We start from the raw sequence: 12,147 nt of genomic DNA on the forward strand, positions 1-12,147 counted from the left end.
CTCTTCCGTCACGAAGGGGTTGATATGTGACAAGACGTGAGGCGGCTCCCTTACCGGCGGCGAAAGGACAGGGCCGGGCACTTTGGTTCGAGGGAGCGGGTCGCTGTACACTTCGTCGCGAGCCACTTGCCGGCCAATGCGACGGCGAGGTTCTTGTTCGCACGCTCTTCAGCGGTATCAGCCGCGGCACGGAATCGCTCGTCTTCGGCGGGCAGGTGCCGGAAAGCGAATATGAGCGCATGCGCGCTCCGCATCAGGCAGGTGAATTCCCCTTCCCCGTCAAATACGGCTACGCCGCGGTGGGCGTGGTGGAAGAGGGGCCGCAGAACCTCGTCGGCAAGACGGTTTTCTGCCTTCATCCACACCAGGACCGTTTCCGCGTTCCCGTTTCCGCCGTTCATCCCCTGCCGGAAACTCTTGCGCCTTCGCGGGCGGTGCTGGCGGCCAATATGGAAACGGCGCTCAACATCACATGGGATGCCGGCGTCCAGCCGGGCGATCGCGTGGCCGTTTTCGGTGCCGGAGTGGTCGGACTGCTTGTCGCCTACCTCGCCTCGCAGATCATCGGCACCGACGTCGTGATTTCCGATATCGAACCGGAGCGTGGACAAACCGCAAGGGCTCTCGGGCTTCGTTTCGCCCGGCCGGATGCCGTGCCGCATGATTGCGATCTCCTCGTCAATGCATCGGCTTCGGCAGATGCCCTGACGACGGCGCTTGACCATGCCGGCCTCGAAGCACGCATCGTCGAGGCAAGCTGGTATGGCGAACGGCATGTCGAGCTTCCCTTGGGTGGTGCTTTCCACGCCAAGCGGCTATCCATCGTGAGTTCGCAGGTCGCATCCCTGCCGCCGGCGAGGCGCGCCCGGTGGGACGTCCGGCGTCGGATGGCCAAGGCGATCGAGCTTCTCGGCGACGACCGGCTCGACCATCTGATTTCGGCCGAAACCGCTTTCGAGACGATTGCCGCCGATTACGCCGGTATCGTCGGTTCGGCCGCCACGCTCTGTCATCGTATCCGCTACTGAGGAAATGCCCGCATGTTCGCAATCGAGGTCCGTGATCACATGATGATCGCGCACAGTCTTCCCCGCCCGGTTTTCGGCCCCGCTCAGGCAATGCACGGCGCGACCTTCGTGGTCGATGCAGCCTTCTTCACCGACGATCTGGACGAGAACGGCCTTGCAGTGGATATCGGGCTCGCAACCGAGGTGCTGAAGGAGACGCTGGCGCCTCTCAATTACCAGAATCTCGATACGCTCGAGATTTTCGCCGGCAAGATCACGACGACGGAATTCCTGGCAAGACATATCTTCCAGCGGGTCGCCGACGCCATTGAAAACGGCCGGCTCGGCAAGGGCAGCCGTCGCATCCGCAAACTCCGGATTACGCTGCATGAATCGCATGTCGCACGCGGCTGGTACGAGGCCGAACTGTGAGCAGGACCCTCGTCTTCGCCTATCCCGGTGATCTCGAAACCCGCACCGGCGGTTACGGCTATGACCGGCGGGTCATCGCCGCGCTTGGTGACCTCGGCTGGCAGATCGAACCGCTCTCGCTCGGCGCAGCCTTCCCGAACTCGGATCCCACGCAGCTCGAAACCGCAGGCAAGCAGCTGTCCGAGCTGGCCGACGGCACGCTGGTGCTGGTCGATGGCCTTGCCTTCGGGGTTCTCGATGAATGGGCCGCCCGCGACGCAGACCGGCTGAGGATCGCAGCACTGGTGCATCATCCGCTGGCGCTGGAGACCGGGTTGGCCGAGGACCGGCGGCACGAATTGACCCTCCGTGAAAAAGCCGCGCTCGCAAAGACGCGGGGCGTGATCGTTACATCGCACTCGACGGCCGCCGAGCTTGTGGCCAATTACGGCGTATCGGCCGAAAAGATCGCGGTCGCCATTCCAGGCGCCGATCCGGCGCCGCTGGCGATCGGTGGCGGCGACCCGCCGCTGATCCTCAGCATCGGCACGCTGACCGCCCGCAAGGGCCACGATGTCCTCATCGCGGCACTGGAAAAGTTGCGGGACCTGCGCTGGTCCTGTCGCGTCGTCGGGAGCAAGGTACTGAGCCCGGAAGTGACCACGGAACTCGAAAGACAGATTGCGCGCGCCGGCCTCGAAGAGCGGATCGAGCTGGCGGGCCAGATCGACGATACAAGAGCGGAATTCGCCAAGGCCGATATTTTTGCGCTCGCCAGCCGTTACGAAGGTTACGGCATGGTCTTCGCGGAAGCGCTGGTGCAGGGCCTGCCGATCGTGGGCTGTGCCGCGGGCGCGGTTCCGGATGTGGTTCCGGCAAGTGCCGGCTTTCTCGTTCCGCCCGACGATCCGGCCGCGTTCGCCGAAGCTCTCGGCCGATTGCTGTCCGAGCCGGAGACCCGCATCGCCATGGCGGATGCAGCGGCGGTCGCCGGTGCAAAACTGCCGTCCTGGCGGGATACGGCAAAGATCATCTCCGATATGCTGGAAACGGTACGATGAGCGGGTTTGACCGCGACTGGCTGGCATTACGCGAACCCGTGGACGCCCGCTCCCGGGACACGGCACTGCTCCAGGCCGCCTGCGAAACCGCCCGCGACACGATCCTCGATATCGGCTGCGGCACCGGCTCCACCTTCCGCATGCTGTCGCCAAGGCTGGCGGCGCATGTTCGCTGGCGCTTCATAGACAACGACCCGAACCTGCTCGAAGAGGCGCGGCGCCGCCACGGGGATGTGGCGGAGATCGTTCATGCCGATCTCAAACGGATAGACGCGCCTTCATTTGCCGATGTCGGTCTGGTGACCGCCTCGGCGCTCTTCGACCTCTGTTCCGAAGATTTCATCCGCGCGTTCGTCGAACGGGTTTCCGAAACGGGCGCAGCCTTCTATGCAGCGCTCAGCTACGATGGTTCGATGTCCTGGTCGAGGCCACATCCGCTCGACGAAGTGATGACCGCGAACTTCAACGCGCATCAGCTGAGCGACAAGGGATTTGGCATATCGCTCGGCCCGAAAGCCTGGCAGGTGCTGGCCGACAGGCTGAAGACGCATAGTTACCAGATCCGGGTGGCCGAAAGCCCGTGGCGGATGACACCGGCCGATGCCGATCTGCAGCGGCTCTTCCTCAACGGCATCGTGCGGGCGGTTTTCGAATATGGGGAGCTGGACGAGGCGGAAATCCGCGACTGGGCCGAATTCCGCCATCGAATGATCGAGCGGGAGGACAGCCTATGCCGTGTCGGCCATCAGGATGTTCTCGCGATCCGCTAGAACTCGCCGCTCCGCTTCGGCACGCAGATTGCAGTCGAAGACGATATCCGTGCCGATATTGTAGATATCCACCTCGGGACGTCTCGCCTCCGACAACCGGTCAATCGGCGAAAGCCGGATGCCGGCGGGGCCGGATCCGATGATGATCGGCGCGACCGAGACATGCAGCCGGTCGACCAGACCGGCATCGACGAAGCGGGAAATCGTATTCGCACCCCCTTCCACGAGCACCGTCGTCAAGCCGCGTTCGGCAAGCGCCTTCAGAATATCACGCGGCGCCAGGCCCCCGTCCGCCTGCCGCGGCAGGCGAATGGTCTCATGCCTGCCCTCGTGGAGTGCAATATCGGCCGCCTGCATCACGATCACCGGCATGCCGCCATCATGCAGCATCTTTGCCATCCCTGGCATGCGGCCGTTGCAATCGATCACCACCCGCACGGGGCTTTTGCCGCTCACGGCACGCACCGAAAGGCTCGGATTGTCGGCGACCACCGTGCCGACGCCGACGACCACGGCATCGGCCAGCGCGCGGCAGCGATGCAGATGGGCAATTCCGTCACAGCCGGACACGTCCTGTGCGTCGCCGGTCGGCGTTGCGACGCGACCATCCAGCGACTGGCCGACCTGCGCAAGCACGAAAGGCCCATTCCGGAGCGCTATCCTTTTGTAGAGAGAAAGGCAGGATGCCTCCAAACCGGCGGGAAGCCCGACCGGGCGCAAAGCGTGGTTCCGCAACGAAAGCAGGTGCTGCCACAACTCTTCGGTCATGCTGACTGATTGCATATCCCGCCTCGTTTTCCGACTAAAATGGACAATGCCGGGCACATGGAAAAAGTTCCTGCCTTCGAATATCCTCTCAAATCCTTTACGCTGGAAAGTTTCACCGGATCAACAATCCGTCAACGGCTGCAGGGAGATCCCACGCCTCTTCGTGCCGGGCGCGGAACCGATAATAACGTCATGAAGGGCACGATGGCGCTTGCTTCACGGGCCTGGATCTCCTGGCCGACCTTTACCCGTGAGAGACGCTGCCGCATTTGCCGCCTGGCTCCGCCGAACATCCGGCATCTCGGTGGGCCGGCCGGGCCCGCCGAACACGGCAATGTCAGGCAGGGTGGGTTGCAGGACTTCTCCGGCTTTCTGTATCAAGACGCCTGAACTCTTGATCGCCCCCGGTGGAGAAGGCCTCTGCGATGATTGTCGAAACTCCAGATCGCGCGCTTGAAATCTGCGGCGTGTCCCGGCGGTTCGGGCCGACGGCCGCTGTCTCGGACGTCTCGTTGTCGATCGGAAAAGGAGAGATCATCTGCCTTGTCGGACACTCGGGTTGCGGCAAGTCGACATTACTTCGATTGATCGCCGGCGTCGAGATTCCGGATACGGGCCGGATTTCGTTGAACGGCAGGGACGTCTCCGGACCCGCGGCCTTTATCGAGCCGGAAGCCCGCAACATCGGCTTCGTCTTTCAGGACTATGCGCTCTTCCCGCATCTGACAGTTAGGCAGAACATCCGGTTCGGTCTCAAACGCCGGTCGAAAGCCGAAGCGATGGAAAGGACTTCCGACGTCATCGACAGGATCGGGATATCCCATCTTGCCGATCGCTTTCCGCACACGCTCTCCGGCGGCGAGCAGCAGCGCGTGGCCCTGGCAAGGGCGCTTGCGCCGCAGCCTGACATTCTCCTGATGGACGAGCCCTTCTCCAATCTGGATCAGGCGCTGAGAGACAGGGTGCGCGACGATACGCTGTCGCTCCTGAAAATGCTCGGCACCACCGTGATCATGGTCACGCATGATCCGCAGGAGGCCTTGTCCTCGGGAGATCGGGTCGTGCTGATGAAGGAGGGCAAGATCGTCCAAGCCGGTTCCGGCTACGACCTGCATGATCGTCCCGCTACGGCCTACGCTGCAGAATTTTTTTGTGACTTCAACAAGGTGCCGGGCGTCTACGACGCCGGCATCATCAAGACGGCAATCGGCCATTTCGCCTATCCCATGATCGTTGAGAACGGAAGTTCGGCCGTCCTCTACGTCCGCCCCCAAGCCATCTCGATTTCCCTCGACCAGGGCGATCTTCCGGGGCGCATCGAAGCCCGAAATTTTCACGGGGAATTCGAGCAGTTCCTTGTTCGCATCGGAGACCTCGAAAGGCCTCTCCGCATCAGGACCACGAAACGCCTGCCGAAAGATGCTCAACGGGTGCTGATTTCCATTGCCGACGATCAGGTTCTGGCATTTTCGTGAGCCGTAATTCAGGGTTGCATTTTTTGCCGTGGTCGAGATCAAGAGTCCGTGAAGGTGACTTCAAGTTGAGAAATAACTTGACGCAAAGGGTCATGAACTGCTGCAAGCGTGGAGAATTCATTGGAGGGACGACCTATGACCAAACACGCTTTCGCGACATCCACGTTACTCGCCGCTTCGCTCTGCCTCAGCGCAGGTGCTGCCTCAGCGGCCGAGATCAACATCTATACGACTCGTGAACCGGGCCTGATCCAGCCGCTGCTCGACGCATTCACCAAATCCACCGGCACCAAGGTCAACACCGTCTTCCTGAAGGACGGGCTTCCCGAACGTGTCGCGGCGGAAGGCGCAAGCTCGCCAGCGGATATCCTGATGGCCGTCGATGCCGGCAGTCTCGTCGATCTGGCCGAAAAGGGCGTCACCCAGCCGATCGAGTCGGCCACCTTGAATGCCGCCATCCCGGCGCAGCTGCGCGATGCGAAGGGTCACTGGTTCGCGCTCTCGATGCGCGCCCGCGTGCTCTACGCTGCCAAGGACCTCGATCTGGCATCCTTCAACTACGAGGATCTGGCCGATCCCAAGTGGAAGGGCAAGGTCTGCATCCGCGCCGGCCAGCACCCCTACAACACGGCTCTCTTCGCCGATTACATCGCCCACTATGGCGCTGCCGAAACCGAAAAATGGCTGACGGGCGTCAAGGCCAACCTTGCCCGCAAGGCTGGCGGCGGCGACCGTGACGGCGCCAAGGACATCATGGGCGGCATTTGCGATATCGCCATCGCCAATTCCTACTATGTGGGCCTGATGCGCTCCGGCAAAGGTGGCGCGGACCAGGTCAAATGGGGCGAGGCGATCAAGGTCGTCCTGCCGACCTTCAAAAACGGCGGCACGCAGGTCAATATCAGCGGCGCGGCGGTTGCCAAGCATGCACCGAACAAGGCCGAGGCTGTAAAACTTCTCGAATATCTCGTCTCCGACGATGCCCAGAAGATCTATGCGGAAGCCAATTACGAATACCCGGTCAAAGCCGGCGCCAAGGCCGATCCGATCATCGCTGCACTCGGCGAACTGAAGATCGATTCCAAGCCGCTGACGGAGATCGTCAGCCACCGCAAGCAGGCGAGCGCGCTGGTCGACAAGGTCGGCTTCGACAACTAAGGCACGAAAAGGCGCCCGCGCCTTTTCGTGGGCGCCTTTTCGTTTCCGGCCGGTGAGCAATTTGACCTCCCATATCGCGGCAATCGGTTGGCGAAAGAAACGCTCCGGTCTTCGCTGGCTCGTCTGCGCCGGCATTGTCGCGACATTCGTCGGGCTTCCGCTCGCCGGCCTGTTCCTGCAGGCGATCCAAGGCTCTCCAGGCCTCTGGGCGCATCTGATATCGACCATCCTTCCGGCTCATCTGGTCGATACCCTGATCCTGCTCTGCGGCGTCGGCGTCGTGACAACGGTTGTCGGCACGACTACGGCCTGGCTGGTGACGGCCTATGCCTTTCCCGGCCGGCGGATACTGGAATGGGCGCTGCTGCTGCCGCTCGCGGTGCCCACCTATATCGTCGCCTATGCCTATCTCGACATTCTGCACCCGATCGGTTCGGTTCAAGGCGCGATCCGCTGGTGGCTCGGTTATTCCAGCCCCCGCCAGTTCCGTCTGCCGGACGTGCGCTCGATGACCGGCTGCATCCTTCTCTTAGGCTTCGTCCTCTATCCCTATGTCTACATCCCGACGCGGGCGATGTTCGTCACCCAGTCGGCCAATCTTATTGATGCCGCACGCACTCTCGGCATTTCCCGCCATGGCATCTTCTGGAATGTCGCCTTGCCGCTCGCAAGGCCGGCTGTTGCAGTGGGCGTCAGCCTGGCTCTGATGGAAACGCTGAACGACGTCGGCGCGGCGGAGTTTCTCGGCGTGCGAACGCTCACCGTCTCGATCTACACGACCTGGATCACCCGCAGCGACCTGCCCGGCGCCTCACAGATCGCCTTGTTGCTGCTGCTGATCGTCGTTGGCCTCGTGGCACTTGAGCGCTGGGCCCGGCGCAGGCAGCGTTATTCGGCGGATGCGCGGCGCCATCGCAGCCTCAAGCCTCACTGCATCACGGGCATCAAAGGCATGATCCTGTTCATGTTGGGCTTCACCCCCATCCTCATCGGATTTGCTGCGCCGGCGCTCTATCTTGTGACGGAAGCGTTGAAGCGCGTGCGCTTTGCCGGTTTGTCCCCACGCCTGCAGCACGAGGCCGTCAACACCATCTCGCTCGCCGCCATCGCTACACTCGTCACGATCCTTTTGGGCGTCGTGATCGCTTACACCAACCGCCTTCGTCCTGGGGCAGTGTCCTCATGGTCCTATCGTCTGGCGACGATGGGCTATGCTGCCCCCGGAACGGTGGTCGCGATCGGCGTGCTGATCGTGCTTGCCTCTGTCGATCGTTTCATCGACCGTACGGCACTCGAATGGTTCGGGCTCTCCACCGGTCTGCTGATCATGGGGTCCGGCGCCGCGCTGATCTATGCCTATGCGATGCGTTTCCTGGCGATCTCCGCCGGCGGCATCGACGCTGGCCTTAGCCGCATTTCCCTGTCGCTCGACCATGCGTCCCGAACGCTCGGCCAGTCTCCGGCCGGCACATTCCGCCATGTCCACCTGCCCCTGTCGAAGGCAGCGATTACGGCAGCCGGATTGCTGGTCTTCGTGGACTGCGTCAAGGAACTCCCCGCAACCCTGTTGCTCAGGCCGCTCAACGTGGAAACCTTCGCCACCCATCTTTATGGCGAAGCGGCACGGGGAACTTATGAGGAAGCCTCGATCGCGGCTCTCGCAATCCTGCTGATCGGCATGGCTCCCGTCATCCTGCTCTCCCGCATCGGCCGGGAAACCCGATAGGCTGGCCCGTCGAGGCGGCGCACCGCCTGCAATCGCTTTCGGCATTCCGCAGTGTCGCCCTCTGGCTCTCAACCCATGTGCTGGCTAGAGATCATAAATATTTGCCACCAAAAATTGAAGTGCCCTTGAAAGCACAAAAGCGGTGCTTTATGTTGCAGGTATGGCACAGATATCTCATACCTCGATCCTGCGCTACGATCTGGCGCCGTCCGTTGAAGCAAGGCAGGCCCTCGACGATACCTTCGCGGCCTATGCCGTCATGCTGTCCATGCTTGATGAACTGGCGGCGGAAAAGGGAGGCGCCAATCTCGTCACGCTTCATGAGCTGGCTTACGAATCCGTCCGCGAGCGGACTGGCCTGCCGGCACGGCTGGTAACCCTGGGTCTGCGGGACTTCGCGGCCAATCGCGGCCACAGGTCGGTCCTTGACAGGCTGCCGCTCGACGACAAGCTTTTTGCGATCAAAGGCCCGACGGACCTGACCGTGGCTACGGTGCGCGGCCGCGTCGCCATCCCCTTCGACGTTGCCGGCTATTCCCGCGGCACCCTCAACATCTTCACCGCTCAGCTGGTGGCGCATGACGGCGGCTACCAGATCCATATCGGCGTCACCCCACATGCGGACCGAACGGAGGAACACATGATGATGAATGAAGGCATTTTGTCCCGCATGGGACGGCTGATTGCAGGTCTTGCAAATTCCGCCATCGACAAGGCTGAAGATGCCAACAAGATCGCGATCGTCGAACAGGCGCTTCGGGAAATCGATACGGCGGCGGACGAAGCCCGCGCCGACATCGGCAAGGCACGTGCGGAGGAATACCGTATCATGAACCGGCGCGACGAGATCGGCGCCGACATGAAGGCGCTGGAAGAAAAGATCGTCACGGCCGTCTCTGCCGGCAGGGATGACCTTGCCAAGGCCGGCGTGGCGCGCCAGATCGATCTTGAATCCCAGCTCGCCGCTCTCGACAAGGCACTGGCGGACGCACGGATCAATCTCGCGGAAGGCCAGCAGGCGTTACAGGCCGTGCTCGCGACCCGCCGCGAAGCCGAGGAAAGGCTTGGCGATCTGAAGCGCAGCCTCGCAAAGTTTCCGGAAGGCACCGCAGCGCGCGAGACCCGCAGCCCGACCGATGGCGCCGCCCGCGCGGCATCCACCATTTCACGCCTTACCGGCGTGCCTGCCGGCCAGAAGGGAACCAGCGCGGAATTGGACGAACTTGACCGGCTGCATCGCGAGCGAGCGATCGAGGCCCGGCTCGCACAATTCAAGTCGAAGCAGAACTAGCGCCCATGCAGCTCTTCCTCGCGCCCGAATGCCTGCCCTTCGCCGTTGCGGCGGTGATGCTGGTCGCGCTGACCGGCCTGGAGATCGTGGGCCTCCTCATCGGTTTTTCGCTTGGCGAGGTGATCGACAAGGCCTGGTCGAACGACCATGGCGGCATTTCCGGGCTGCTCTCCTGGCTGAACCTCGGCGGCGTTCCTATCCTCATCCTGATCATGATGCTGCTCGGCTTCTTCGCGATCACCGGTTTTGCCCTGCAGGCCGTCGCTCAGGCGGTGTGGACACCTCTGCCGGCGATCGTGGCATCGGTGCCGGCCTTCCTCCTGGCGCTTCCCGCCGTCCGCACGTCGAGCAGATGGGTGGCACGCATCGTGCCGCGTGATGAAACCTATGCCGTCGACCTCTCCGAATTCATCGGAAGGGGCGGCGAGGTGACCGTCGGCCCTCTCGACCAGGGCCTGCCGGGACGCGTGCGTATAAAAGACCGACATGGAAACTGGCATACGCTGAGAGCCAGGGCCGCCAGGAGCGAAGCTCCTCTCGCGATCGGCACCGATATCCTGATCGTCGACCGCGCGGCCGACATCTTCATCGCCATCGCCGCGCCGTCGGACATGCTGACGCCGGCCAATCCAGATTCAACGGAGCGTCCATGATTTACGATCTCTTGTTGCCTGCCGGCATAGGCATAATCCTGATCTTCGGCATCGGTTTCGTTCTCGCATCGCTCTACACCCGGTCGAGCCGCGACGAGGCCTATGTCCGGACCGGCCTCGGCGGCCAGAAGGTGGTGCTCGACGGCGGCTCCGTCGTGCTGCCGATCTTCCACTCCATTGCGCGGGTCAACCTGAAGACGCTCAGGCTGGAGGTCAGGCGCGGCGAGGGCGACGCCCTGATCACCAAGGACCGCATGCGTGTCGATATCGGCGCCGAATTTTACGTGCGGGTCAAGCCGGACGCCTCCTCGATCGCGCTTGCGGCCCAGACCCTGGGCGACCGCACCAACGATGCGGAACAGCTTCGCGTCCTGATCGAGGCAAAATTCGTCGACGGTTTGCGTTCTGTCGCGGCGACAATGCCGCTCGACGCGTTGCAGGAACAGCGCATGGATTTCGTCAAGGCCGTGCAGGAAGCGGTGGGCGCCGATCTGCAGTCGAACGGCCTGGAACTGGAATCCGTCTCGCTGACCCGGCTCGACCAGACTGATATCAAGCACTTCAACTCCAACAATTTCTTCGACGCTCAGGGCCTTGCGACGCTGACCCGCATCACCGAGAGCCGCAAGAAGGAGCGCAATGAAATCGTCCGCGATACGGAAGTGGCGATTGCGCAGAAGGATCTCGAGGCCCGCCAGCAGTCGCTGGCGATCGAGCGCACCAAACGCGAGGCCGAACTGAACCAGGAACGCGACATCGCCAACAAGTCCGCCGCCACGCGGGCGGAGACCGCGCAGCAGGAGCAGGCTGCAAAGCGCGCCGAGGAGGAAGCCCGTATCGCCGCCGAACAGGCGATCGCCGAACGCGAAGCGCTGGCCAAGCAGGCGCGCGAAAGCGCCAATATCGATGCAAGCCGGGCCGTGCAGCAGCGCGACACGGAAGCCCGCCGTGATCTGCAGATCGTCGCGCAGGAAAGCGCCATCGCCGTCGCCAACAAGAGCCGTGAGGAATCGGAAGCCAAGGCAAGCGCCGAGAATGCCCGCGCACTTGCGATAGCCGCAGAAGAAAAAGTCACGACCGCCAAGGAAGTGGAAATTGCCGAGCGTGAACGTCAGATCGCCGTCATCGACGCCCGCAAAAGGGCGGAAACGGAGGCGACTGCCGTGACCGTCGGCGCCGAGGCCGAAAAACAGGCCGCGGTGGACCAGGCCGACGCCATCAAGACACTCGCCACCGCCGAAGCGGATGCCGCGATCATCAAGGCGAAGGGCGTTCTCGAAACCGGCAAAGCCGCCGCCGAAAGCGAGGCCCTGCTCAACGAGGCGCGCAACCGGCTGAGCCCGGCCATCATCGAATTCGAGATCCTGCGCGAACGCATCCGCATCATCCCGCAGGCACTGGCGGAAGCCGTCAAGCCGATCGAAAAGATCTCCGACATCCGCATCTTCGACACCGGCGGCATGCTCGGCCGCGGCGAAGGCGGTGCAGGTGCCGCAGGCGGAATCGGCCTCGGCGAGGGCCTCGCCGGCCAGCTGCTGGCCTACCAGGCCAACAAACCGATCCTCGACAAACTGTTGAAGGAAGCCGGTTTCGAAGGAGAGAATGCGGTATCGTCGCTGCTGGGAAATTTGCAGGTTGAGCCGGCGAAGGAGCCAAAGGATCAGTAAAGGCTTATCGGGGACAACAATTTCCGATGCGAAATACCCGAGATGTCGCGGCCGTCAATCCGGCAGCGATGCCGATTTTTCCGAGCTGGCACTGCTTCTCGAATTCCCCCTGCATTACGCAACCGGCAATGGCGTGTAGTCTGCGGCCGGCCCCACGTTC

The 12,147-nt window shown here is 62.6% G+C and carries 12 protein-coding genes; 11 read left to right on the forward strand and 1 reads right to left on the reverse strand.

What is annotated here, in order from left to right; genetic code table 11:
• Positions 1–26 precede the first annotated feature (26 nt).
• Genes DMO26_RS23235 through DMO26_RS23250 form a run of 4 tightly spaced genes read left to right on the forward strand, consistent with a single transcriptional unit; the run spans position 27 to position 3,249 of the window.
• Positions 27–1,028 (forward strand): zinc-dependent alcohol dehydrogenase, encoded by a 1,002-nt coding sequence (locus DMO26_RS23235; RefSeq protein WP_117194548.1) that lies wholly within the window; start codon positions 27–29, stop codon positions 1,026–1,028.
• 12 nt (positions 1,029–1,040) lie between these two features.
• Positions 1,041–1,439, forward strand: coding sequence for a 6-pyruvoyl trahydropterin synthase family protein (locus tag DMO26_RS23240; protein WP_117194549.1), 399 nt, complete (start codon positions 1,041–1,043; stop codon positions 1,437–1,439).
• The gene (locus DMO26_RS23245; protein WP_117194550.1) at positions 1,436–2,479 is read left to right on the forward strand and encodes a glycosyltransferase family 4 protein; all 1,044 of its coding nucleotides are present in this window, start codon (positions 1,436–1,438) and stop codon (positions 2,477–2,479) included. Before DMO26_RS23240 ends, DMO26_RS23245 begins: the two co-directional genes overlap by 4 nt.
• Positions 2,476–3,249, forward strand: coding sequence for a class I SAM-dependent methyltransferase (locus DMO26_RS23250; protein ID WP_117194551.1), 774 nt, complete (start codon positions 2,476–2,478; stop codon positions 3,247–3,249). The genes DMO26_RS23245 and DMO26_RS23250 overlap by 4 nt, the downstream gene beginning before the upstream one ends.
• Here the strand turns inward: DMO26_RS23250 and DMO26_RS23255 are convergent.
• A complete protein-coding gene (locus DMO26_RS23255) occupies positions 3,208–4,032 on the reverse strand; it encodes a RibD family protein (RefSeq protein ID WP_117194552.1) in 825 nt (274 codons plus the stop codon). The genes DMO26_RS23250 and DMO26_RS23255 overlap by 42 nt on opposite strands.
• A 24-nt stretch (positions 4,033–4,056) precedes the next feature.
• On the opposite strand from DMO26_RS23255, the gene DMO26_RS23260 reads away from it, so the two are divergent.
• The 7 genes from DMO26_RS23260 (at position 4,057) to DMO26_RS23290 (ending at position 11,987) form a co-directional block, all read left to right on the forward strand.
• Positions 4,057–4,407: a hypothetical protein gene (locus DMO26_RS23260; protein WP_162895034.1), complete on the forward strand. Its 351-nt coding sequence runs from the start codon at positions 4,057–4,059 to the stop codon at positions 4,405–4,407.
• A gap of 35 nt (positions 4,408–4,442) precedes the next feature.
• Positions 4,443–5,492 carry an ABC transporter ATP-binding protein gene (locus DMO26_RS23265; RefSeq protein WP_117194554.1) on the forward strand — a complete coding sequence of 350 codons (1,050 nt, stop codon included), beginning with the start codon at positions 4,443–4,445 and terminating at the stop codon, positions 5,490–5,492.
• A 135-nt stretch (positions 5,493–5,627) separates the two neighbouring features.
• Positions 5,628–6,650, forward strand: coding sequence for a Fe(3+) ABC transporter substrate-binding protein (locus DMO26_RS23270; RefSeq protein ID WP_117194555.1), 1,023 nt, complete (start codon positions 5,628–5,630; stop codon positions 6,648–6,650).
• 61 nt (positions 6,651–6,711) lie between these two features.
• Complete coding sequence (locus tag DMO26_RS23275; RefSeq protein ID WP_404947075.1) at positions 6,712–8,376, forward strand: ABC transporter permease; 1,665 nt, start codon at positions 6,712–6,714, stop codon at positions 8,374–8,376.
• Positions 8,377–8,518: 142 nt separating this feature from the next.
• Positions 8,519–9,667, forward strand: coding sequence for a PspA/IM30 family protein (locus DMO26_RS23280; protein WP_404947076.1), 1,149 nt, complete (start codon positions 8,519–8,521; stop codon positions 9,665–9,667).
• Positions 9,668–9,672: 5 nt separating this feature from the next.
• A complete protein-coding gene (locus DMO26_RS23285; protein WP_117194557.1) occupies positions 9,673–10,320 on the forward strand; it encodes an OB-fold-containig protein in 648 nt (215 codons plus the stop codon).
• Positions 10,317–11,987 (forward strand): flotillin family protein, encoded by a 1,671-nt coding sequence (locus tag DMO26_RS23290; protein WP_117194558.1) that lies wholly within the window; start codon positions 10,317–10,319, stop codon positions 11,985–11,987. Before DMO26_RS23285 ends, DMO26_RS23290 begins: the two co-directional genes overlap by 4 nt.
• The last annotated feature ends 160 nt before the right edge of the window (positions 11,988–12,147 follow it).

Source organism: Rhizobium terrae (assembly GCF_003425685.1).
In the GTDB taxonomy this organism is placed as follows: domain Bacteria; phylum Pseudomonadota; class Alphaproteobacteria; order Rhizobiales; family Rhizobiaceae; genus Neorhizobium; species Neorhizobium terrae.

Bases quoted from the DNA above. Each gene is read 5' to 3' on its own strand.
- DMO26_RS23290 (WP_117194558.1), top strand. From the start codon at position 10,317: ATGATTTACGATCTCTTGTTGCCTGCCGGCATAGGCATAATCCTGATC.
- DMO26_RS23270 (WP_117194555.1), top strand. From the start codon at position 5,628: ATGACCAAACACGCTTTCGCGACATCCACGTTACTCGCCGCTTCGCTC.
- DMO26_RS23240 (WP_117194549.1), top strand. From the start codon at position 1,041: ATGTTCGCAATCGAGGTCCGTGATCACATGATGATCGCGCACAGTCTT.
- DMO26_RS23250 (WP_117194551.1), top strand. From the start codon at position 2,476: ATGAGCGGGTTTGACCGCGACTGGCTGGCATTACGCGAACCCGTGGAC.
- DMO26_RS23260 (WP_162895034.1), top strand. From the start codon at position 4,057: ATGGACAATGCCGGGCACATGGAAAAAGTTCCTGCCTTCGAATATCCT.
- DMO26_RS23285 (WP_117194557.1), top strand. From the start codon at position 9,673: ATGCAGCTCTTCCTCGCGCCCGAATGCCTGCCCTTCGCCGTTGCGGCG.
- DMO26_RS23265 (WP_117194554.1), top strand. From the start codon at position 4,443: ATGATTGTCGAAACTCCAGATCGCGCGCTTGAAATCTGCGGCGTGTCC.
- DMO26_RS23255 (WP_117194552.1), bottom strand. From the start codon at position 4,032: ATGCAATCAGTCAGCATGACCGAAGAGTTGTGGCAGCACCTGCTTTCG.